Genomic DNA, 23,119 nt, shown 5'->3' on the forward strand with positions numbered 1-23,119 from the left:
GGCCCGTGCCACGACCCCCTCCCGTGGCGCGGGCCCTTTCGCCTGCCCGCGCCCGTTCAGGCGCGCGGCGGGGCGGGACGCGGCGGAACGGGACGCGGCGCGGGACCGGCCAGCAGCAGCCCGCAGGTCAGGACGAGGCACGTGCCCGCTCCGGCCACGACCGCGGTGAACGGCTCGGCGACGCCCGTCGCCACGGCCAGGTTCAGCGAGCACGTCACCGCGGTCAGGCTCGCCGGCAGCGCGGCGACGGCCCACGGACGCAGCCCGATCCGGCGCAGGCGGTGGGAGAAGTGGCCGGCGGCGTCCCGCGCCGGCCGGCCGCCCAGGCGGGCCGTCAGCACCACGGCGGTGTCGGCGAGCGCGACGAGGGACGGCAGGACCAGGCCCGCCGCGGCGTGCGGCGCGGGACGGCCGGTCACCAGGAGAGCCGCCGAGGCGGTGAGCAGGAACCCGGTGAACAGGGAACCGGCGCTGCCCATGAGCACCCTGGCCGGCGCCCAGTTGTGCCAGAGGAACCCCAGCCCCGCCGCCGCCACGGCGATGAGCAGGACCCCTGGGACGGCCCGCCCGGTGAGGAACGCCGCCATCGCCAGTCCCGTCCCGGCGACCACCGCCATCGCGGCCAGCGCGCCGTCGGCGTTGTCGAGCAGGCTGAACGAGCGGGTCGTCACGGTCAGCCAGGCCACCGTGATCGCGAGGTCGAGCCACCCGCCGGTCACCGTGACCCGTACCCCGCAGACGGTCACCGCGGCGGCGGCGACTCCCGCGACCGCCGGCAGCAGCGCGGGGGGCAGCGGGGCGACGTCGTCCACCAGACCGGCCACGGCCAGCGTCAGCGCCCCGGCGAGCACCACGCCGCTCACGGGATCGCGCAGCACCCACGGCGCGGTGACGAGCGTGCCGAGGGCGACGGCGACCCCGCCCAGATAGGGGGTGGGCCGCCCGTGGACGCCCCGGCTGCGGCGGCGGTCGGTCAGCCCGCAGCGCAGCGCCAGCCACCCCAGCGGGGCCGACAGCGCCAGCGTCACCGCGAAGGCGGCCGGGGCGACGCCGAACAGCCAGATCACGTCGCCCGCGGGGTGGTCGCCCATTGACGGAACGTTAGCGGGCGGCCCCCAGAGATCATCCCGGCAACACGCCGGGCACGGGCCGGCCCGTGGAGGCCCGTGGAGGCCCGTGGAGACCCGCGGAGATCCGCGGAGATCCGCGGAGACTAGCGGCGGCCGAGACGGCGGGAGACCTGGCCGGCCAGGCCGCGGGGGATCAGCCTGCCCGCCCCCACGATCACCTTGTAGCGGATGTCCGGGACGCTCACCCGCGCCCCGAGGGCGAGGTCGCGCATGGCCGCGGCCACCACCTTGTCCGCCGACAGCCACAGGAAGCCGGGGATGCCGGAGGTGTCCATCGAGGCGCGGTCGTGGAACTCGGTGCGCACGAACCCCGGGCACAGTGCCATCACCCGCACGCGGGTGCCGGTCAGCTCCGCGGCGGCGGACTCGCTGAAGTTCACCACCCACGCCTTGGACGCGCTGTAGGTGCCGCGGGTGAAGAACGCCGCCACCGACGCCACGTTGACCACCGCGCCGCGGTCGCGCTCGCGCATGCCCGGCAGCGCGGCCAGCGTCAGCCGCAGCACCGCCTCGCAGTGCACCTTCAGCATCCGCACCTCGTCGGCCACCGGGACGTCGAAGAAGGAGCCGGGGTGGCCGAACCCGGCGTTGTTGACGAGCAGGTCCACCCCCTCGCGCAGGCGGCTCTCGACCTTCGCGATCCCCTCGTCGTCGGCGAGGTCGGCGGGCAGGACCTCGGTCTTGACGCCGTAGCGGCGGTGGAGTGTCTCGGCGGAGGCGCTCAGGCGCTCCTGGTCGCGGGCGACCAGGACGAGCGAGAATCCGTCGGCGGCCAGGCGGCGGGCGAACGCGGCGCCGATGCCGGCGGTCGCGCCGGTGATCAGTGCGGTGGGCATGCACGCAGTCTAGAGATCACGCCGCCGCGCGTCCCGTCCAGCCGGAGCGCGCCGCCTTCCGGGTCGATGCGTGGTCCCGACGATCGTCAAATAACGGAGAACAACCGCCGATCGTTCGGCAAGCGCCGTGAGCCGCGCCGTTCGTGTGATGTCTGGGCGAATATAACGGGTTGCGGGGACATGTCGCTCGTGTTCCGACGGCGGAACCGGGGCCTGGATCGACGATACGGGGGAATTCGGAATGAGCAGAAGACACGCCGTGCCCATCCTGCTGGCGGCCGCCCTCGCGGGCGCGCCCGTTGTGGGGACCGCCGGCGCGGTGGCCACCGCCGCCTCGGCGGCGCAGCCGCCCGGCGATGAGATGAAGCCTTACCCGCCGCGTCCTCCCGTGCCGGCGGACTTCTTCGACGACCTGGCGGACGCGGCGCTGCTGAACGCGCTGGCGAACGCGGACGAAAGGGACGAGGACGAGGACGAGGATCCGTTGAACCTGGTGGTCAGGCCGACGGAGGCCGCGGACGACGCCCCGCAGGGAAACGGATGGGATCCCACCCGCGGTCTCGGCGGCGATGACGACGACGATGACGATGACGACGACTGCGGCGGGGGCTGCGGGGGCGGCGGGTGCGGCCCGGGATGCGAGGCGCGGAAAGAGGTGAGCAGCCAGGCCGCGGAACTGCCGTTCACCGGAGCGCCCGTGGGGCTCATCGCGGCCGCGGGCAGCGGCCTGCTGGCCGCCGGAGCGGCGGGCGTCCTGCTCTCCGTGAGGCGCCGCCGATCCTCCGATGCCGGATAGGAGACACCGCCGGACAGCCGTGATGAGCCTGCTGGCTCTCACCGCCGTCACCGTGCCCGCCGGAGGCTGGGCGGCTCATCTCGGACTGGGCGCCCGGGACCATCTGGAGGCGGCGAGGAACGCGCTTCTCCGATTGCGCGCGGTGGCGGCGTCGGGCGACCTGGAACTGACGGCCGGGCCGCTGCGGGACGCCCGATGGCACGCCGCCGAGGCGGACCGGCTCACCGGCGGCCCGGACTGGTCGCTGATCGCGCACGCCCCGGTGGTGGGGGGGATCGCGACGACCGTGCGGGGACTGGCCGAGAGCGCGGTGGAGCTGACCGACGTCCTGGCGGACGTGCGGCAGGCGGGCGCCGCGGTCCTCACGGCCGGGACCCGCACGGGTGACACGGGACGTCTGCTGACGGCGCTCGACGGGGCGGCGCCGGTCCTGGACGACTCGGTCACCCGGCTCGGACGGGCGGGCGCCCGTCTGGCGGCGACCCCGGCCGACACCGGAATCGACGAACTGGACCGGGCGCGGAGCACCGCCCTGCGGGAGATCGACCGGCTGCGTGACGGTCTCGGCGACGCCGCGACGGCGGCCGCCCTGCTGCCCCCGCTGCTGGGTGGCCACGGCCCGCGGCGTTACTTCCTGGCCTTCCAGACCAACGCCGAGGCGCGGGGCACCGGAGGCATGGTCGGCGCGTTCGGCATCCTGACGGCCGACGCGGGCGAGGTCCGCGCCGGCCGGTTCTCCGCCCAGACGGGAACCATCGCGAGCCCCGTCCCCGTCGTCGAGCACGGAGCGCGGTTCCAGGCGCACTACGGGCCGTACGCAACGAAGCTGCTGTCCGTCTCCAACCTCTCCCCCCACTTCCCCTACGCCGCGGCCGCCTGGACCGGTCTGTGGGAACGGCGGCATCACCAGCGGCTGGACGGCGCCGTCGCGACCGACCCGGTCGGCCTGTCCCACCTGCTGGGACTCATCGGCCCGGTCGCCCTGCCCGGCGGCGAGACGGTGACCGCCGCCAACGTCGTCGACCTCACCGAGCGGCAGGCCTACGCCCGCTATCCCGACCCGGCGGCGCGCAAGCGGTTCCTCCTCGGGATCGCCGCCGCCGTCGGCCGTAGGCTGCCCGCCGCGTTCACCGACCCGGTGAGACTGCTGCCGGTCATGACCCGGATGGTGCGGGAGCGGCGGATCCAGGTGTGGAGCCGCCGGGACGACGAGCAGCGGCTGCTGGCCGCGACGCCGGTCGGCGGCGTGCTGCCGCGCCGGCCGGGACCCTTCGCCGGGCTGGTGGTCAACAACTCGGCCGGCGGCAAGCTCGACTACTACCTGAAGCGCTCCGTCGGCTACGAGCTGGGACGCTGCCTGGGCGAGATCGGGCTGCGCCTCAGCGAGGTGCGGGTCCGGCTCACCAACGACGTGCCGGGGGGAGAACTGCCCCCCTACGTCACCGACCGCCTGGACTCCACGCGGGACCGGTACACCCCCGGGACCAACCTGTCATGGGTGTCGCTCTACGCGGCGGTCGGCACGAAGGTCAGGGCGGTGCGGCTCGACGGCGAGCGCATACCGGTCACCCGGAACGAGGAGCGGTCCCACCCGGTCTACTCCGCCCTGGTGGAGCTCGCCCCCCGGCAGACGAGGACGCTGGAGTTCGAACTGGCCGAACCCGTCTCCGCCGAGCCTCCCGTGGTCCCGGTGCAGCCGCTGGTCCATCCGCAGCGCACCCGGATCACCGAGGACCGGCGGGGCTGCTCCTCATGACGGTGGAGGGACGTGCGAGCGGTGACGATGTCGCGGGACGACGCCGGGTTCCACATCCTGTTCGTGTGCACGGGCAACATCTGCCGCTCCCCGGTGGCGGAGCGGCTGGCCAGGTCGATCCTGGGACCGGCCTCACCGATCCGGGTGAGCAGCGCGGGAACCCACGCCGAGCCGGGAGGCCGGATGGCCGAACGCGCGCGGGAGTCACTGGTCCGGCTCGGCGGTGATCCGGGCGGCTTCGCCGCCCGGCCGCTCACCCCCGAGCTGGTGGCCGCCGCCGATCTCGTGCTGACGGCCGCCTCAGAGCATCGCGCCCGGGCGGTGCAGTTGCTGCCCGCGAGTGCCACGCGGGCCTTCACCATCGCCGAGTTCGGGGTCCTGTCCCGGGCCGTGCCGCCCGGGACGGCCCTCCGCCACCGGGACCTCGTGCGGCGGGCGCACACGCTGGTCGCCGAGGCGCGGGCCCTGCGTGGGCTGGTCCCGGTGGAGCGGCCCGACATCCCCGACCCCCACGGCGGCTCCCGGCGGGCCCACAGGACGGTGAGCCGGATGATCGCCGAGGCGCTCGCCGTCCCGCTCCGGCTGCTCACACACCCGCGGGAGTCTTGACCTCGGTGTTCGTCTCGGGTTCGTAGCCGTAACCGTAGCCGTAACCGTGGTAGTTGCTCCTCCTGACCGGGACGAAGTTCAGGACGGCTCCCACCAGGCGGGCGTTGATCGACGACAGCAGTTCCACGGCGCGGACGAGGTGCTCCCGCCGGGTCCTGCCGTACCGCGCGATGAGCAGCGCGCCGTCACAGATCGCCGCGAGCGCCGCGGCGTCGGTCACGGGCAGCAGCGGCGGCGCGTCGATGATCACCATGTCGTGGCTCTCCATGAGCTGGCCGAGCAGCGTGCGCATCGCCTGCGAGGCGAGCAGCTCGCTCGGGTTCGGCGGGATCCGACCGCTCGGCAGGACCGACAGGCCCGGCTCCCCCCAGGTCTGGACGACGTCCCGTAGCGCCATCTTCCCGATCAGCACGTCCGTGAGGCCGACCGCGCCCTCGATGCCGAGGTAGTGCGGGACGCGCGGGCGGCGCAGGTCGCCGTCCACCAGGATCACCCGCCAGCCGGCCTGCGCGAGTGCGATCGACAGGTTGGTGGCGATCGAGGACTTCCCCTCACCCGGCAGGCAACTGGTGACCACCAGCGACCGGGGCTGCCGGTCGACGCCGATGAACTGCAGGTTGGTGCGCAACGAGCGGAACGCCTCGGCCCTGGACGAACGGCCGCGGTCGCGGACGATGAGCGGCTGGCGCCGCGCGTTCCGCTCGTAGCCGATGGTCCCGAGGATCGAGCTCTTCGACGCCAGCCGCAGCACCTCGTGTGTCTTGACGGTCGTGTCCAGGCGGTCACGCAGGATGATCGAGCCGACGGAGAGGAACAGCGCGGCCACCAGGGCGAGCGCCAGGTTGACCAGCGGCCTGGGGCTGACCGGCTCCGTGGGGACGTCCGCCGGGTCCACCATGGTCACCCTGACGACGGGACGCCCGGGGGAGATCGGCCGCTCGATCTCGCTGATCAGCTTGGGGAAGCCGGTTCCCAGGGCGTTGGCCAGCCGCGCGGCGCGCGCGGGGTCGGTGTCGGCGACCGTGGCCCGGATGAGCACCGTGGCGGGGATGGACTCCGCGGTGATGTTCTCCTGGAGGCGCCGGACGTCACCGCCTTCGGCGATCCTGCCGATCATGCGGCGGCTGGTCAGCAGCCGGGCGTACGACTGCACCCGCTGCTGGGACAGCATCCCCGCCTGGTAGGCGGTGGAGAGGCTGCCCTCCCGGTCCTCGCTGTAGACCATCATGGAGATCGTCGCCGTGTACCTGGGCGGGGTGTTCGCGGTCACGGCGAGAGCCGCAGGGACCGCGATGACCAGTGCCAGCAGGATGAGCGTCCAGTTCCTGCGTGCGAGCCGTACGTAGTAGAGCAGTTCCACCGGTCTATCGCCGCCTTTCCAGGATGGTCGCCGGGCGGCTGCGCGCCCGGTCGGAGGAGTAGACCCGCACTCGTTGCGGCAGGCCGATGAGGATGAGGACGGCCCCGGCGACGGCGACGGCCACGGTGAGCGGCGAGATCCAGTTCAGGGCCGTCGCCAGGCCGAGCACGCCGGTGAGAGCCGTCACGAGGGCGAGGACGGCGGCCGTCGCCCTCGTGCCGAGGCCGATCCGGCGCAGGCGGTGGGACATGTGGTCGTTGCCGCCCTGGAGCAGCGGGCGGCCGGCCAGCTGGCGTGACAGGAGCACGACCCCGGTGTCGACGGTCGCGACGAAGGTCGACAGCAGCAGGCCCGCTATCACCGCGCCCGCCCCCTTCCCGGTGACCAGCAGGGCGGATGAGCAGGCGAAGACGAATCCGATGAACAACGACCCGGAGTCCCCCATGAACACCTGCGCCGGCGCCCAGTTGTGCGGCAGGAATCCCAGGCTGGCCAGGGCCAGGGCCACCAGCAGCACCCCGGCCGCCGGTTGGGCGCACACGAAGGCCGTCCCCGCCAGGCAGGCCGCGCCGGCCGCCGAGATGGCGCCGAGGGCGCCGTCCATGTTGTCGAGCAGGTTGAACGAGTTGGTGATCACAACGATCCACAGCACGGTGAGCGGCCCGTCCGCCCACGTCTCGGTCAGCGACGCCTGGACCCCGCCCACCACGACCCCGGCGGCGGCCACCACCTCGACGGCCAGCCGGACGAGCAGCGAGAGCGGCGAGAAGTCGTCGACCAGGCCCAGAAACGCCACGGCGGCGGCCGCGAGCACGAGCGCGGTGACCCGGACGTCGTCCAGGCCCGCCACGGCGGCGAACGGGACGATCGTGCCCAGCATGATCGCCACACCGCCCAGGTAGGGGATCGGCCGCTCGTGCGTCTTGTAGCCCCCCGGGCGGTCGGTGATGCCCCAGCGCAGTGCGAGACGCCCCAGCGGCCGGGTGGACACGGCGGTCAGCAGGAAGGCCGCCACCCCGGAGCCGAGGACGGTGACGCCGTTCACCGCGGCGACGTCGCCAGATCAGCGCGGGCCTCGGCGACGGTGTCCGCGAGGATGTCGTCCAGTGACAGCCGGGGCACCCACCCGGTGAGCGCGCGGAGCCTCGTGGTGTCGGGGACCCGGCGTGCCATGTCCTCGAAGCCCGCCTCGTACGCCTCGGCGTACGGGATGAGGTCGATCCCGGACGTGGTCCCGGTGAACTCGATGATCAGCTTGGCGAGTTCCAGGATGCTCACCTCGTCGCTGGCGCCGACGTTGAAGGTCTGGCCGATCGCGTCCTCGTGGTCGAGGAGCCGGAGCAGCGCGTCGACCACGTCCTTGACGTGGGCGAAGCACCGGGTCTGGGTGCCGTCGCCGAAGACCGTGAGCGGCGCGCCGCTGAGCGCCTGCCTGACGAGGCGGGGGATGACCATGCCGTAGGCCGGGCTCTGCCGCGGCCCCACCGTGTTGAACAGCCTGACGATGACCGTCGGGAGGTCGCGCTCCCTGTGGTAGGCGTTGGCCAGGATCTCGTCGACGGCCTTGGCCGTGCTGTAGGCCCATCTGACCACCGCCGGGCTGCCCAGGATGCGGTCGGAGAGCTCGTGGAGCGGCCCGCCGGAGTTCTTGCCGTAGATCTCACTCGTACTGGTGATCATGATCTTCTTCCGGTACCGGTGCGCGGCCTCGATGACGTTCTCCGAGCCGCGGATGTTCGTCGTCAGGCATCTCAGCGGCTGCTCGACGATCAACTTGACGCCGACCGCGGCCGCCAGGTGGACCACGACGTCGCAGCGGTGGACCAGCTCGTCGACCACGAGTTCGTCCAGCACCGACCCCTGCACGAAGTGCAGGCGGGGATGCGGCCGGAGGTTGTCCAGCCGCCCGGTCGACAGGTTGTCCAGGATCATGACGGAGTCACCGCGGGCGAGCAGCGCGTCGGTGAGATGCGATCCCACGAACCCGCTGCCGCCCGTTATCAGATAGGTGCTCCCTGTTAGCTTGCTCACGGCTTCCCCTATTACGCGCTGGAGATTTCTATGGCCGGGGGGAGAAGGGTGGATCAGGTGCGTGCGCCGGGTCATGTCCCGGTGGGCGGGACCGCCGCCGGCTCGAACCAGGCCGCCGTCAGGCGGAGCCCGTCTTCGAGCGGCACCGGCCGCACATCGGGGAACAGGTCGCGCAGCAGGTCGGGGGAGGCCTGGGACTCCCGGATGTCGCCCGTCCTGGGCGGCAGGAAGTCCGCTTCGATCGGCCTGTCCAGGACCTCGGAGAGGAGCCGCCTCAGGTACAGCAGGGAGACCCGGGTCCCGAAGGCGAGGTTCACCGGCCTCCGGCTCGTGACCCGGCGGACGGCCGCGTCGACGAGGACGTCGGTCACCGACCCCACGTAGGTGAAGTCCCGCGCCTGGTTCCCGTCACCGTGGATCGGCACCGGACGGCCGCGCAGGGCCGCGGAGACGAACGCCGGGATGACGGCCGCGTAGGCGTGGTCCGCGGTCTGCATGGGGCCGTAGACGTTGAAGAACCGGAACGGCAGGACCGGCAGGCCGTAGCTTTCCGCGTACGCCAGGGCGTAGGCCTCGGCGGCGAGCTTGCTCGCGCCGTACGGGCTGAGCGGCCGGGTGGGGAGGTCCTCGTGCTTGTACGGCTCCGGCCGGTTCCCGTACACCGAGGACGACGAGGCGAGGATCACCTGTGGCGCCGTCTCGCGGCACGCCTCCAGGACGTTGAGGGTGCCCGTGGCGTTGACGGTGTGCGAGGCCACGGGATCGGTCAGGGACCGGGGCACCGAGGGCCGCGCGGCCAGATGGATCACCGTGGTGGCGTCGGCGGCGAGGTCGGCCAGGAGGTCCCGGTCCAGGATGCTGCCCTTCACGAACTCCACCCCGACGCCGTCCAGGTTGGCGAGGTCTCCGCTGCTCAGGTCGTCCAGCACCGTGACGCGTTCGACCTCCGGCCGGGCGGTGAACGCCCGGCATGTGTTCGCGCCGATGAAGCCGGCGCCGCCCGTGACCAGGATTCTCATCTGTTCGTCCCCTTCGAGGTATGGCGGTACCGGGGCGCGCCGCGCAGCGACCGGTAAAGGGCTTCGGTGTCCGCGACCAGGCGTTCCACTCCGAACGAGGCCGTCGTCCACCGGTGGGCCGACTCGCCCATCCGGTGTGCGAGCGCCCGGTCGGAGAGCAGCCGGACGGTGTGCGCGGCCAGTTCGCCGGCGTCGGTCGTGGCGAGCAGGCCGGTGTGCCCGTCCCGGACGACCTCGTCGACGCTCCCCACACGGGTGGAGACGACGGGGGTCGCCGCCATCCCCGCCTCGATGAGGCTCAGTGGAGTGCCCTCGTTGTCGGAGGTCAGCAGGACCACGTCGGCCGCGGCGTAGACCGTCTCCACGTCCCTCCTCCATCCCAGGAGGCGGACGGAGTCCCGTATGGGCTCGATGCCCTGCTCGACGTCCTTCCTGAGTTCGCCGCCTCCGCAGACGACGAACCGGCAGTCGGGGAGGCGCCGGAGCACCTCGCCGGCCACGGCGAGGAAGCGGTCGGGCCGTTTCACCCGGGTGAGCCGGCCCACGTACGCGACGACGGGCGTGTCCTGCGGGAGCCCCAGGGTGGCGCGGGCGGCCTCACGGGTGGGGACCGGCCCCAGCCGCACTCCCGGCGCGATCACGGTGTACTGCTCCGGGCGGCCGATCCCGGCGGCGAGCAGGTCGTCGCGGACCCGGGCTCCGACGGTCACCAGCCGGTCGGACCTGGACGCCAGGAACCGTTCCGCCTGCACGTAGAGGCGGCGCCGGGCGGGGGAGAAGTAGCCGTGCAGGAGGTGGCCGTGGAACACGTGCACCCGGGCCGAGCCGACGCGTGCCAGGCCGGCGGCGGTGCGCCCGAGGGCGCCGGCTTTGGCCGTCCGGGTGTGCACGATGTGCGGGCGGAACGCCCGCATGGCCCTAACCAGGTGGATCAGCGCGTGGTAGTCGTCGGACGGCCTGATGGACCGGCCCAGGCCCGGAACCTGGTGCACCGGCACCGCGACGTCCCGCAGCCGGAGATGGTCGCTCTCACCGCCGTCGGTGTGACCGGTGTAGAGGCGGTGGTCGAACTCCTCGGCGTTCAGCCGCTCGCACAGTCCCACGACCTGGGTGGCCGGGCCGCCGACATTCATGCGCGCGATGATTTCCATGACACGAATTCGAGCGTCCGGCTTCATGCGGGCTCCTCAGTGGTGGACCTGGGTCACCCGAAGAAGCTAGCTCGATGTTTGATCCGTTCGCCGCTCGTGTCGCGCTGGCGACGAAAAGTTTCCACATTCCCTACCTGTGCATGATCAGGGCGGTTAGCTCTTAGCCTTTCCCTGCAAAGCATGCGAAGGGCGAAAAAAGGGACATAGTTATTTATTGATTCTTTCTGGGTCTTTCTTGCGCTTCATGTGTATTGCCCTGTCCGTCCCGGCCGATCGGGCGCGGGCCCGCCGCGGAGGCCGCACCCCGGTCTTTCCGGCAGGTGGCCGGCCGATCCGACGGCCCCGCCCCCGGCGAGGGCCGGACCGGCGGCTCCGCATAAAGGAGTGGCAAGGACATTCCGTACGCGAGTGTTCCCGGTGCTCCGGACAAGGGCGGACCGCGAGGATTGCCCCCATGGTCAACGCTTCGCCGCCTCAGGGTTTCACATCCGCGCCGCGCGAATCGCTGGAAGAAGCTCGAACGAGCAGGATTCCTCCGGAAAAGCGGCGTTCTCCATGGCGTCGGACGCCGGGGCGGGTTTCGGCGTTTCTGCCGGCCGTGCTGCTGACCGCCTGCACGGTGGCCGTGCTGTGGATTTACGGAGTCTCCGTCCGGGACATCGCGTTTTTCGGGGTCTATATCGCGCTGTGTCTTGCGCTTCCCGGGGTACTGCTGCTCCGGGCGCTGTACAGAGGCCGCCGTACGGCGGCGGAGGAGATCGCCCTGGGCGTGACGCTCGGCTACGCCGTGGAGGTGCCCGCCTACATCGCCGCCCGCTCCCTGGGCGCGCCGCTGCTCGTCCTGGCGTGGCCGGTCACCACCTACGCGGTCTTCCTCGCGGTCCCCCGGCTGCGGAGACACTGGACCGGCGCGCCCCGGATCCGTACGCCGCTCTGGTGGTCGTGGTCCCTCTCGATGATCCTCGCGTCCCTGCTCGCCTGGAGCGCCCTCACCTTCTTCAAGTACGGCCTCACCTGGCCGCGGATCGGCGGATCCAACACCGACCTGCCGTTCCACCTGGCCCTCGTCGGCGAGGTGAAGCACCACATGCCGCCCACGGCGCCGATGGTCGCCGGGGAACCCCTCCTCTACCACTGGTTCGTCTACGCCCACCTCGCGGCGGCGAGCTGGGTGACCGGGACGGAGCCGCTGGTGCTGCTGTTCCGGCTGGCCATGCTGCCCATGCTGGCCGCACTCGCGGTCATCCTGGGGATGATCGGAAGGCGTGTCACGGGATCGTGGGCCGGGGCCCTGCTGACCGTCACGGGAACGTTCTTCGTGACGGCCCCCGACCTCTACCTCGGCCCGAGCGTCGGGGTGTTCACCTGGAAGGTCCAGTCGTGGACGAGCCCGTCCCAGACGTTCGGGGCGCTGCTGTTCGCCCCGGTCGTCCTTCTCCTGCTCGACCTCCTGGGGCGCCGACGGCGGGGCGCCGGCAGGTGGCTGCTGCTGGGCCTCTTCCTCGTGGCCGTCATGGGGGCCAAGGCCATATACCTTCCCCTGCTCGCCGCGGGACTGGTGGCGGCGGGCACGGTCGAGGCGATCAGGCGGCGCCGGCCGCCCTGGCCCACGCTCGCCGCGCTGGGGATGACCGCGGTGTGTTCCCTCTACGCCGGCTTCGTGCTGTTCGGTCAGGCACGGCAGGGAATGGTGGTCGACCCCTTCGCCCTGATGCGCGTCACCTGGCGCGAGCTGACCGGCCTGGGGGAGACCGCCGAGCCGGCGTGGACCTCGGTGCTGGGCGTCGCGCTCCTGTACCTGATGTGCTGGGCCGTCATCTGGTGCGGGGTCCTGGGGCTGCTGGGCAGGCGGCGCACGCTCGCCGAGCCGGGAGTGGTCCTCATGCTCGGCATGGGCGCCGCCGGGATCGGCGTGCTCTTCGTGTTCGGGCACTGCTCCATGAGCCAGGTCTACTTCCTCGGCGGGGCCTACCCCTACCTGACGGCCGTCGCCGCCTACGGACTCGTCGTGATCGGGAGACGGGCGCGGACGTCCCCCGGTCGGGTGGCCGCCGCGGTCGCCGCCGGGCTGTCGGCCGCCTGGCTGATCCGTGTTCTCTGCGGCGTCCGGGTTCCCCTGGCCTCCGGCCTGCCGTACACCGCCCTGTACCGGCCCTACCTCGCGCTGCTGGCCGCTGTCGCCCTCGCGGTGGCGGTCCTGTTCGCCATCGGACGGCGCGGAGTCCGCGTCTGGGCGTTCGTGATCTTCGCGGTCTCCGCCGCGGGCATGCCCGCCGCCTGGGGCGCCCGCGCGCTCTCCACCGCCGGCGGCGTGGAGGGCGTCGACCGGCAGGCGGGCCGCTGGGTGCCGGTCAGCGCGGTCCCGCCGGGCGCCCTGGTCGCGGGGCGGTGGCTGCGCGACCACTCGGACCCGGACGACCTGGTCGCCACCAACGCGCACTGCCGCTGGGGGTACGAGAGTCCGTGCGACAGCCGCCACTTCTGGGTGAGCGCGCTGACCGAACGGCGCGTGCTGGTCGAGGGATGGGCGTACACGACGACGAACCTGGGCCGCTGGCACCCGGGGCAGCGCTCCCAGAACCTCCCGTTCTGGGACGCCGACCGGATCCGGTCGAACGACGCGGCCTTCCGGACCCCGTCGGAGGCCGCGATCCGGTCACTGCGCGACCGCTACGGAGTGCGCTGGCTCTTCGCGGACGAGAGCGGCCTGGACCCGGGGTCCCGGATCGGGGACTTCGCGCGGCTCCGGTTCCGTTCCGGCGCCTATGCCGTCTACTCGCTGCCGGACGGCTCCGGCGCGTGACCGTCCCGGCGTCCGCGGGGGACGCGGCGGGGGACATGGACGGCGCCCGAGGCGGTGCGCCACCCCTCCGCGGCCGCGGGACGGCGTGGAACCTGACCAGGAGACCTTTGGCCCGCGGCCGCGGCCACACGGAGAGGTTGTTCGAGACATGAGAGAGCAGAGAGAAGACCCGCCCACCCGGGGCGGCGCGGTGAGCGGCGCACACGTCTGCGAGGTGATCAAAACACTCAATGTGGGCGGCGCCGAGGTCCTGCTCGTGGAGCGGCTGCTCGCCACGCCTCCCTCGGGCAGGCGCTACACCGTCGTGTGCATGACGGCGGCCACCGCGGAGCTGATCGGGCGGCTGTGGGCGGCGGGCATCCGTGTCGTCGACCTCACTTCCCGCCCCCGCCTGCTCCGCCCCGTTCACCTCATACGGGAGGTCAGACGGCTGGAGCCCGGCGTGCTCAACATCCACTCTCCCCTTCCGGCGTCGCTGCTCCGGCCGTCGTCCCGGCTGTGGAGGACCCGCCCGGTTCTGATCTCGACCGTCCACAACGTCCGGTACCGGCCCCTGACGATGGTGCTCCACCAGGCGACCGCATGGCTGGACAGCCGGACCGTGGCGGTCTCTCCGCAGGTCGCCGCGGCGCGCACCAGCGCCCGCGCGCGGAACCTGTCCATCCGCGTGCACGGCGTCCGGGTCGAGGAACAGCGCCGCCGGGCGCTGCAGGCGGAACGGACCAGGAGGGAGTGGGACGTTCCCGAGGGGGCCTTCCTCATCGTGCACGCGGCCAATCTCCGCCCGCAGAAGAACCACGCGCTGCTCGTCGAGGCCGCGGCGAAGGTGATCGCCCGGGAGCCGCGCGCGATGTTCCTGCTCGCCGGGTCCGGCCCGCTGCACGCGCCGACGGCCCGGCGCGTCGCCGAACTGGGACTGGACGGCGTGCGACTCGTGGGACACGTGGCGGAGGCCGGTCACCTGGTCGCCGCCGCCGACCTCCTCGTGCTCAGCTCCGACTACGAGGGCCTCCCGGTCGTCGTCATGGAGGCCCTCGCCGCGGGGGTGCCCGTGGTGTCCACCGCCGTCGGCGGAGTGCCCGACCTGGTGGAGCACGAGCGGAACGGCCTGCTCACCCGGCCCGGGGACCCGGACGCCCTCGCCGCGGGCATCCTGCGGGCGATGCGCCCCGAAGTCCACGCGCGTCTTCGCGAGGGCGCCCGCGACAGCGCCGGGCTCATGGACATCGGCCGGGCGGCGGAATGGTTCGACAGGCTGTACGACGAGGTCTGCTCGTGACCGCCGGCCGCGCGCCGGGACGCCGCGGCGTCCGTCGTGAGCCTTACGCGACCCTCCCGGTCCGCCACCCGAATCGCCTCGGGTCCCGGAACCGGATGTCCCCGGCCGGGACCGCGCCCAGCGAGCCGACGAATACCAGGTGATCCGTCATGGAGTACATCGTCGTCGCCGTCGTCGCGGTGACGCTCATTCTCATGGTCCACGCGAGCTTCGAGGCGCGGCTGGCAGGGAGGATCCTCTCCGTGCTGATGGCCGCCTTCGTCGTCCGGCTGGCCGTCAACGTCATGGTGACGCGGTCCGGCCTCATCGACTACGGCGGGGACAACCTCTACTACGAGGCCAAGGCCGTGGAGATCGCCGAGTACTGGAGACACTACGGGGTACAGTTCGTCGGTTCCGAGCAGGTCGGCCCCATATATTCCATCTCGGTGCCCTGCCACCTCTTCGCGATCGTCGTGTACCTGTGCGGTGGGCGGGCACCGCTGGCGTGCACGGCCGTCGTCGCGCTCATCGCCTGCGGGCTGTGCGTCGTCATGTACAGGTTCGCGCGGCTCGTCGGCGCCGACGAGCGCGCGGCGTTCCGGCTGCTCGTCATCACGGCCTTCCTCCCGGGATTCCTGCTGCACACGTCCGACACGTTCAAGGACGGTCTCAACGCGTTCCTCGTCCTGGCCTGCCTCGCCCTCGCCGCCTCGAACATGCAGCGTTTCGGCATGCGCAAGCTGTTGCTGCTCACCCCGCTGCTGTGGGCGCTCTGGCACGTGCGCCCGTACATGGTGTTCATGTGCGGCCTCCCGCTGCTCCTCGGCGTCGCCCGGATCAGGCGCGCCGTCTCCCCACGGACCCTTCTCGTCGTGGCCGCGCTCGCCGTGCCCGCCCTGGTCGCCATCCAGGGCACCGGCGAGCTTCCCGCCGCCGAGATCCTGCAGGAGCAACTGGAGCGCGGCCAGTCGGCACAGGTCCGGTCCGCCAACGCGGAGGGCGGCTCGGGGGTGGTCTTCGAAGACGGCGGCGACGCCTGGAACGCGCTCGGCCCGAAGATCGCCTACACGGTCCTGGCCCCGTTCCCCTGGATGTCCGGCAGCCCGACGCTGCAGTTCGGGAAGGTGGACACCGTGCTCTGGTACTACCTCCTCTACTGCGCGGCCGAAGGTTTCCGCCGGCTGTGGCGCCACGACCGGAGAATGCTGCTGATCATCATGCTCTTCATCATTCCGGGCACGGTCGCGTACGCGACCACCATGTCGAACATAGGTCTCATCTTCCGCCAGCGCATGCCCATCGTGATGGTCACGAGCCTGCTGTCCGCGATCGCGTGGACCAGGACGCCGTTCCGGGAGGACGATCCTCCCGCCCCGGCCGCGGACGCGGCGGCGTCCGCCGTCCCGGGTTCACGGAGATGAGCCCCGCCCCGGGCTCGTCGCGGGACGCGACGGCGCCTCCCGCGAAAGAAGCGAAGGTCGATGTCGTTCCGAGCGAAGGTCCTGTCATGGCGGTGGAAGACGCAACCGAGGTCCAGCGTGTCGTACTCGTCACCGGGCACCTGGGGCTGGGAGGCGCGGAGAAACAACTGGTCTTGCTCGCGGGGGAGCTGCACCGCAGGGGCGTCGAGACGCACGTGTTCGTCCTGTCGAAGGGCGGGCCGCGTGAGGCGGCCCTCCTCGCCGAGGGGATCGCGGTGCACCGTCTCGGCTTCTCCCGCCGCTCGCCCGGCCCGCCGGGCCTCGCCCGGAACCTGTGGGCGTTCCTCGGTCTCGTCAGGCTGCTGAGACGGCTCAGACCCGACGTCCTGCACGGGTTCCTCTACGAGGGTTACGTCCTGGGGGCCCTCGCCGCGCGGCCGGCGCGGGTTCCGGTCGTGGTCGCGGGGCGGCGCACGCAGGGCTACCTCAAGCCGCGGCACCCGGGGCGCGTCGCCCTCGAAAGAGCCGTGACGGCCATCACGGACCAGGTCGTCGCCAACGCGGTGGCCATCGCGAAGGGCACCCGGGAGGTCGAGGGCGTACCGGCCCGCAAGGTGAGCGTGATCTACAACGGGCTTCCGGCCCCGGCGTTCGATCCGGTCGAGCCGGAACACGTCGACACGGCGCTCCCCGTGGTCCTGTGCGTGGCGCGGCTCAGCGGGAACAAGGGCCACCGGTTCCTCATCGACGCCGCCGCGCTGCTCTCCCGGAGCGGCCGCCCGTGCACGTTCGTGCTCGTCGGGGACGGCGCCGAGCGCCGGCGTCTTGAGGAGCAGGCGAGCGCGCTCGGGGTGGACGTCCGGTTCCTGGGATTCCGCGCGGACACCGGGGGACTCCTGGCGCGCGCCGACGTGGTGGTCCTCCCGTCGGTCTCCGAGGGGTTGAGCAACGCGGTCATGGAGGCGATGGCCGCGGGCCGGCCGGTCGTCGCGACCGCGGTGGGCGGCACCCCCGAACTGCTGGAGAGCCGCGGCGTCCTCGTGCCGCCCGCGGATCCGGCGGCCCTGGCGGAGGGCGTCGTCCGGCTGCTCGACGACCCCGGACTCGCCGTGTCGCTGGGGAACGCGGCACGCGCCTGGGCGCGGAAGAACCTCGACATGGACGTCGTCGCCGAGGAGCACATCGGCCTGTACCGCAGGCTCCTGAGGGCCGGCCGTGGGCGGTAGCCGGACACGCGACCCCGGGCGGCCCGTCCTCCCCGCCCCGGTCATGAACGAGGACCACCTCGCGAGGGTCGTCCAGACCATGGTCAGCCAGGCGCTGCCGCTCGCCCTGGCGGCGATGGCGGGGGTCTTCCTGGCACGTGCCCTGCAGCCCGAGGGCCGGGGTGTCTACGCGACGATCACGACCACCGCCGGGATAGCGATCGCCCTGGGCCACCTCTCGGTGGGAAGGTCCCAGATGGTGCTCTGGCCGGTCCGCGAACGCCGCCGGTTCCTCGCGGGCAACGCCCTGATCCTCGGGCTGGCCCTCGGCCTCGCGGCCGGCCTGGTCGCCCTCGGGGTCGTGCTCGCCCTCATCCCCCTCCCGGCGCCGCACCTCATGATCATGGCCCTGGTCACGGTGCCGTTCGGGGTCGCGGCGGTCAACCTCAAGGGAATCCTGCTCCTGCGGTCCCAGAACGGGCTGGTCAATCGATCGGTGGTCATGGCGGCGCTCGTCCTGTACATCCCGATCCTGACGCTCGCGGTCATCGGGCAACTCAACCTTCCGATCGTGGTCGTCTGCTGGTCGGCCTCCACGGTCGTGCCCTTCGCGCTGTTCGTCCGGTCGCTCGGCCGCTCCGCCGTACGCGGGGAGGCGGCGCTCGCCCGCGAGCAGCTCTCGCTGTCCGGCCGCTACCACATAGGGCCGGTCGCCTTCCACCTGCTGCTGACCATCGACGTGCTGCTGCTGAACGCCTTCGTGTCACCGGCCGAGGTGGGCCTGTACACCACCGCGATGGCGTTCCTGTCCCTCGCGAGGATCCCGACGGACGCGATGGCACAGGTCACGCTGCCCCACCAGGCGGTCGAGGACGAACCGTCCGCCCAGGGGGCCACCCTGCGCACGATCCGCCTCAACCTGCTGCTCTCCTCGGCCGGCGTCGGCGCGCTGGCGATCGCCTCGCCGACGCTGATCCCCCTGCTGTACGGCGCCCCCTTCGCGGGGAGCGTGACGCCGCTGCTCGTCCTCGCCCCGGGGATGGTCGCGTGGTCGCTTCTCCGGCCGGTCGAGCAGTACCTGGTACGGCTGCGCCGCCCCATGGCGATGGCCTCCGTCGCCGTGGGCGCCCTCGCGGCGAACCTCGGGATGAACGCCGTGCTGATACCGCGGTACGGCGCCGCCGGGGCCGCGCTGGCCTCCAGCGTGAGCTACACCGCCATGGCGGTGATCGAGGTCCTGTGGTTCGCCCGGACGGCCGGAGCCGGTGCGCGGGACCTGCTGCCCCGGCTCTCCGACCTGCGTTCCGTGATCTCGTTGCTCTCCTGTGCCGGGCGCGGCGTCCGGACGGCGCTCGCACGGCGGCCGTGACCGGCGGCGGGCCTCACCGCCCGCCGCCCGGCCGCGCCGTGTCCAGGGCGACGTCCAGGGCGACGCGGTACCACTCCTCGACCCGGTCCGCGACCGCCGGCCAGCCCAGGCCCGCCACCGCCCGCGGCCCGCGCGCGCTCATCCGGTCGCGTTCCTCCTCGTCGTCGAGCACCGCGCCGAGGGCCGAGACCAGCCCGTCCAGCGAGCCGGATCCGAACGTGCGGTAGGCTCCGCCGTCCTGGACGACCGGGTCGAGGGACGCCTCGGACGAGAGGATCACGGGGGTGCCGAGGGCCAGCGCCTCCAGCGCCGCGGTCGGTACCCCCTCTCCCTTGCCGGGAAGGCGGCGCGAGGCGAGGACGAAGACCTGCGCCCGCCGGAGCAGCCCGTACACCTCGTCCCGGGAGAGCGGGCCGGCCAGCTCGATCGGGCCGCCCGCCTCCGAGAGCCGCGACAGCCTGCTCCGCTCCGGGCCGTCACCGGCGATGACCAGGCGGACCTCCGGCCTGGTACGGCGGACGAGGCGCACCGCCTCGATCACGAGATCGTGGTTCTTCACCGGGTCCAGGGAACCGACGCTGACCACCAGGCCCGGCTCCCGCGCCGCCGGGGGCCCGGGGCACGGCATGCCCGCGAGGTCCAGTCCGCTCGACATGGTCAGGACGCGGCGCGGGTCGGCGCCGAGCTCGACCAGGTCGCGCGCCGGCCGGGACCCCAGGGCGATGAACGCGTCGACCGTGCCCAGCGCCATGCGCGCCGCCCGGTGGTGGCGCCGGGAGAGGGCGCCGTGCACGGTGAGCATCAGCGGCACGCCGCGTCGCCGGCAGAACGGCCCCAGGACGGCCGCCTCGATGTGGTCCCCGTGCAGGTGCACCAGGTCGGCCCGACCGGCGTGCCGCAGCGCGTGCGTCACCTCCGCCGCGAACGCGAGGACGTCGGACCTCGCCGCGAGCGCCCGGGACAGCACGGTCGGCCGGAGCGGCAGCACGGCCGCCCCCTCCGGCACGGTGCTCCCGCGCCGGAAGGCGAGCGTCACCTCGTGGCCGCGACCCAGCTGTTCCCGGGTGAGGCAGTCGACGTGCCGCTCCTTGCCGCCCCGCTCGGGCGGCACCCGGTAGCTCACCCGGACTATTCTCATGCGCGCACTCCGATCCGGTCACGCGAGGCGGGCGGCGGACGGTCCGCCGGCCCTCCGCGGCGAGGGCCGGCCGCTCTCCGGCGCGGCGTCGCGGGAGCCGCCGACGCCCGCCGCGGACGGCCCCGCGGGGTCCGGGGCGGAACTCCGGCGCGCGGCCGCGGCCGCCGCGGCGGCGGCCGGGGTCTGGGTGCCGTCGAAGAGCACGTCGACCCAGTAGTTGGCGGCCTTGTAGGTGCTGGTCGGGAAGACGTTCGTCCCGCTGTAGGTGTACACGCCGTTTCCTCCGGCCGCGCCGTCGGCGAGGGCGGTGAGCCGGCCGCGCGAGTACTGCGTGGTGAAATACGGTCTCGTGACCGAGTAGTACCCCGACGTCGTGTGGTAGGAGATCACGTAGGTGGTGCTCGCGTCGATCGGGATGGGCGTGGGGAAGATCGCCTGCTGCCACCCGGACGCGGTCTCGCCGGTGAAGGTGACGCTCCCGAGCAGCTGGCCGTCGAGGGTCCACAGGCTTCCGGTGTGGAGCCCGGTGTTCTGCGGGCCCTTGTAGAACCTGATCCCCCTGATGAAGCCCGGCACCGACGCCTGGAACTTCAGGCCGAGGGCGACCGCCTTTGAATCGGGCTGGGACGGGACGGCCGGCACCGTCGTGTCGTCCCAGAGGCTGCTCGACGCGGTGAACACCACGTCGACCCACGCGTTGGTCGCTCTGTAGGTGCTGGTCGGGAAGGTGCTCACATTGCTGTAGGTGTACACGCCGTTGCCGCCGTCCGTGCCGTTCGCGAGCGCGGTGAGCAGGCCGTTCGAGTAGGCCTTGTTGAAGTAGTCCCTCGTCACCGCGTAGTTCCCCGCGGGCGCGAAGTAGGAGGCGACGTAGGTGGTGCCGGCGCGTACCGGGACGGGCGTCGGGAAGTTCACCTGCTGCCAGCCGTCCGCCGTCTCGTCGGTGAACGTCGCGGTCGCCAGGAGCGTCCCCGTGTTGGTCCAGAGGCTGCCGATGTGCGTTCCGGTGTTGGTCGGGCCCTTGTAGAACCTGATCCCCGTGATGAAGCCCTCGCTCGCCGAGCGGAACCTGACCCCGATCTCGATCCCCTTGGGGTCGTTCTTCGAGGCTTCGGCGGGCGTGGCGTCCGGCGGCCAGATGGTGCAGGGGCATCCCGCGTTGACGGTGACGTTCAGGACGGTCGGGGTCTTCTGCACGTTGCCGATGTCGTCGACCGCCCGGGACAGGATCGTCACCGGGCCGGGGGCGCCGGTCGTCCAGTCGAACCTCCAGTTCGCGCGGCCTGTCGCCTGCTGCCACGTGCTGCCGCCGTCGACCGAGACCTCGACGCCCGCCACGACGCCGCCTCCGGCGTCGACCGCCGTCCCCTGGATCGAGACGGGTGTCTGGCCCGCCACCGAGGCGCCGCTCGACGGGGAGGTGATGGCCGAGGTCGGGGGGGTGACGTCCGTCGACGGGACCGCCGGGACCAGGCCCGCCTGGAGGGACGCCGGTTGGGCCCGCATGTCGGCGAGCAGGTTGACCGTCGCCTGCTGCATCCGGATGTCCGTGGGGGTTCCGGCTCCCCGGTCGTGGTTGGCGTCCAGGCCCCACGACCACTGGATGGTCCCCGCGCCGAAGACGAGCGCGCCGCTCGTGACCCTGTAGAGCGTCAGGTGGTGGGTGGCCACTCCGGCGCCGTACGTGCCGCCGAAGTCGAGCAGGATCTTGGTGGGGTTGGCCAGCGTCGTCTCGGAGAACTTCACCGGCCCCTGCGGGGTGAACGCGTCCTCCGGTGTCTCGTTCCACTCGTACCCCAGCGTTCCGGCGGGGAACACCGCCTGCTCACCCGGCTGGAGGGTCGCGATCGACGTGTTGCGCCAGAGACGCATGGGGCCGTACTCGGCGGGGACGACTATCGAGTCGCTGACGTTGCCGTTGACCCGGTACAGGGTGCCGGTGACGGCGTTCTCCGGTCTGCCGCCGTTCGAGGGCGGGGAGAAACGGGGGTCCCGCCACGTGCCGGTCCACTGGGGGCTCGGGTCGATCTTGGCGTTGGCCAGGGTCTCCTTATAGCAGACGAGCGTGCGGAACGGCGTGCCGCTGCTGTCGATGCCGTTCTCCCACCTCGTCTTCCAGAAGATGTCGTTTCCGGTGAAGAAGGCGAGGTTGATACCCGCGTCCCGGGCGTTCTGCACGTTGTCCCGCATGTCGTTGGACCAGTACTCGGCGTGGCCCATGGCGAAGAACACCTTGTGCTCCAGCAGCTCCGCGCCCCGTGAGGCGGTGTCGATGCTGGAGGTGTAGCTCACGTCGTAGGCGTTGGCCTCAAGCCACCGGACCATCGGGTACTCGGAGTCGAAGAAGTAGGTCTCCGGCCACTTGGCGCGGGTGATGACCGGGCGGTTGTAGCTGACCTTGAAGGCGCGGCCGGCGGGACTGCCCACGTACAGGCTGTTTCCGCCGTAGGTGTTGTACGCCTGCCAGGTCGCGTCGGCGGTCTGGACCAGCAGGTCCGAGCCGCCCGAGTCGTCCCGGACGATGAATATGAGCTGGCTGACGCCGCTCACCCCGTCCTCCCTGACCATGTTGGCGAGGTAGACCCCGGAGACGGCGTCACCCGGCACCGCCCAGGAGGCGGACACGCTCCAGTTGCCGCAGTCGATCAGCCCGGTCGCCGCGTCGCTCAGGCAGGCCGGCTGCTGCTGGGGCAGCGGCACGGAGGGCCTGATCGTGGTGATCTTCCGCGCCCCCATGCCGCCGTAGTATCCGACGCGGTAGATGTCCATGCGGTAGGCGGTCGCGGGGGTGCTCACCTTGAACTGCGCGGTCTCCCCCTTGTTGACGCTCATCTGGACCGGGTAGCCCTGGATGTTGCTGCTGCCGGCCCCGGGCACGTTCCACTCGCTGTAGGGGTTGCCGGGGAGGCTGTTCTCCAGGCAGATCTCGGAGGTCGGGGGGCAGTCGGCCCTCGCCGTGCCCCGGTCGGCGCCCCGCTCGGCGCCCGGGGTGCGGGACTGCGCCCAGGCGGCCTGGGGCAGGCCGATCGCGACCGCGACGCAGACGCCGAGGACCAGTACGGCGGCCGGAACCGTCCACCGCCGTCTCGCGCCGCGTCTCTTCTCGTCGTCCCGCATGTGCAACCCCCGCTCGCGTACCTGGATGGGCCTTCACCGGTGAGGCCGGTAAGCGAAAAATAACGAGATCACCCTCTGGCCGGTATTACTGGTAGAAGCGGCGATTCCCATATTCGA

At 72.3% G+C, this 23,119-nt stretch carries 17 protein-coding genes; 8 read left to right on the plus strand and 9 right to left on the minus strand.

The window, feature by feature from the left end; all coding sequences use genetic code 11:
• Window positions 1-56 precede the first annotated feature (56 nt).
• Window positions 57-1,091, minus strand: coding sequence for an MraY family glycosyltransferase (locus ACFYSC_RS13445; protein WP_389960739.1), 1,035 nt, complete (start codon window positions 1,089-1,091; stop codon window positions 57-59).
• A gap of 122 nt (window positions 1,092-1,213) precedes the next feature.
• Window positions 1,214-1,966 (minus strand): SDR family NAD(P)-dependent oxidoreductase, encoded by a 753-nt coding sequence (locus ACFYSC_RS13450; RefSeq protein ID WP_389960741.1) that lies wholly within the window; start codon window positions 1,964-1,966, stop codon window positions 1,214-1,216.
• A gap of 241 nt (window positions 1,967-2,207) precedes the next feature.
• Here ACFYSC_RS13450 and ACFYSC_RS13455 point away from each other — a divergent pair, with 241 nt between their 5' ends.
• Genes ACFYSC_RS13455 through ACFYSC_RS13465 form a run of 3 tightly spaced genes read left to right on the plus strand, consistent with a single transcriptional unit; the run spans window position 2,208 to window position 5,127 of the window.
• Window positions 2,208-2,762, plus strand: coding sequence for a hypothetical protein (locus ACFYSC_RS13455; protein ID WP_389960743.1), 555 nt, complete (start codon window positions 2,208-2,210; stop codon window positions 2,760-2,762).
• Between the two features lie 22 nt (window positions 2,763-2,784).
• Window positions 2,785-4,518 (plus strand): DUF4012 domain-containing protein, encoded by a 1,734-nt coding sequence (locus ACFYSC_RS13460; protein ID WP_389960745.1) that lies wholly within the window; start codon window positions 2,785-2,787, stop codon window positions 4,516-4,518.
• Between the two features lie 12 nt (window positions 4,519-4,530).
• Window positions 4,531-5,127 (plus strand): hypothetical protein, encoded by a 597-nt coding sequence (locus tag ACFYSC_RS13465; RefSeq protein WP_389960747.1) that lies wholly within the window; start codon window positions 4,531-4,533, stop codon window positions 5,125-5,127.
• Here the strand turns inward: ACFYSC_RS13465 and ACFYSC_RS13470 are convergent.
• From ACFYSC_RS13470 to ACFYSC_RS13490, 5 genes are all read right to left on the minus strand, one after another.
• Window positions 5,105-6,487 carry a polysaccharide biosynthesis tyrosine autokinase gene (locus tag ACFYSC_RS13470; protein ID WP_389960749.1) on the minus strand — a complete coding sequence of 461 codons (1,383 nt, stop codon included), beginning with the start codon at window positions 6,485-6,487 and terminating at the stop codon, window positions 5,105-5,107. The genes ACFYSC_RS13465 and ACFYSC_RS13470 overlap by 23 nt on opposite strands.
• Before the next feature lie 4 nt (window positions 6,488-6,491).
• A complete protein-coding gene (locus ACFYSC_RS13475) occupies window positions 6,492-7,532 on the minus strand; it encodes a glycosyltransferase family 4 protein (protein WP_389960751.1) in 1,041 nt (346 codons plus the stop codon).
• Window positions 7,529-8,518, minus strand: a complete 990-nt coding sequence (locus ACFYSC_RS13480) for an NAD-dependent epimerase/dehydratase family protein (protein WP_389960753.1) — start codon at window positions 8,516-8,518, stop codon at window positions 7,529-7,531. The genes ACFYSC_RS13475 and ACFYSC_RS13480 overlap by 4 nt, the downstream gene beginning before the upstream one ends.
• A 71-nt stretch (window positions 8,519-8,589) precedes the next feature.
• Window positions 8,590-9,537, minus strand: coding sequence for an NAD-dependent epimerase/dehydratase family protein (locus ACFYSC_RS13485; protein ID WP_389960755.1), 948 nt, complete (start codon window positions 9,535-9,537; stop codon window positions 8,590-8,592).
• Entirely contained in the window at window positions 9,534-10,688 is a 1,155-nt protein-coding gene (locus tag ACFYSC_RS13490) for a glycosyltransferase (protein ID WP_389960757.1), read from the minus strand. Before ACFYSC_RS13490 ends, ACFYSC_RS13485 begins: the two co-directional genes overlap by 4 nt.
• 598 nt (window positions 10,689-11,286) lie before the next feature.
• Here ACFYSC_RS13490 and ACFYSC_RS13495 point away from each other — a divergent pair.
• The 5 genes from ACFYSC_RS13495 to ACFYSC_RS13515 all read left to right on the plus strand — a co-directional run bounded on the left by ACFYSC_RS13495 (window position 11,287) and on the right by ACFYSC_RS13515 (window position 18,747).
• A complete protein-coding gene (locus ACFYSC_RS13495; RefSeq protein WP_389960759.1) occupies window positions 11,287-13,491 on the plus strand; it encodes a hypothetical protein in 2,205 nt (734 codons plus the stop codon).
• Window positions 13,492-13,639: 148 nt separating this feature from the next.
• On the plus strand, window positions 13,640-14,770 hold the full coding sequence (locus tag ACFYSC_RS13500; protein ID WP_389960761.1) for a glycosyltransferase: 1,131 nt from the start codon (window positions 13,640-13,642) through the stop codon (window positions 14,768-14,770).
• Between the two features lie 149 nt (window positions 14,771-14,919).
• Window positions 14,920-16,173, plus strand: coding sequence for a hypothetical protein (locus ACFYSC_RS13505; RefSeq protein WP_389960763.1), 1,254 nt, complete (start codon window positions 14,920-14,922; stop codon window positions 16,171-16,173).
• A gap of 92 nt (window positions 16,174-16,265) precedes the next feature.
• Window positions 16,266-17,399 (plus strand): glycosyltransferase, encoded by a 1,134-nt coding sequence (locus ACFYSC_RS13510; protein ID WP_389960765.1) that lies wholly within the window; start codon window positions 16,266-16,268, stop codon window positions 17,397-17,399.
• Window positions 17,400-17,442: 43 nt separating this feature from the next.
• Window positions 17,443-18,747 (plus strand): lipopolysaccharide biosynthesis protein, encoded by a 1,305-nt coding sequence (locus ACFYSC_RS13515; protein ID WP_389960767.1) that lies wholly within the window; start codon window positions 17,443-17,445, stop codon window positions 18,745-18,747.
• 13 nt (window positions 18,748-18,760) lie between these two features.
• Here ACFYSC_RS13515 and ACFYSC_RS13520 read toward each other — a convergent pair whose 3' ends face one another.
• Together ACFYSC_RS13520 and ACFYSC_RS13525 are read right to left on the minus strand one after the other, a co-directional pair.
• Window positions 18,761-19,885, minus strand: coding sequence for a glycosyltransferase family 4 protein (locus tag ACFYSC_RS13520; protein WP_389960769.1), 1,125 nt, complete (start codon window positions 19,883-19,885; stop codon window positions 18,761-18,763).
• A gap of 18 nt (window positions 19,886-19,903) precedes the next feature.
• The gene (locus ACFYSC_RS13525; protein WP_389960771.1) at window positions 19,904-23,002 is read right to left on the minus strand and encodes a DUF4082 domain-containing protein; all 3,099 of its coding nucleotides are present in this window, start codon (window positions 23,000-23,002) and stop codon (window positions 19,904-19,906) included.
• Between the last annotated feature and the right edge of the window lie 117 nt (window positions 23,003-23,119).

The organism is Streptosporangium sp. NPDC004379 (assembly GCF_042873875.1).
In the GTDB taxonomy this organism is placed as follows: Bacteria; Actinomycetota; Actinomycetes; order Streptosporangiales; family Streptosporangiaceae; genus Streptosporangium.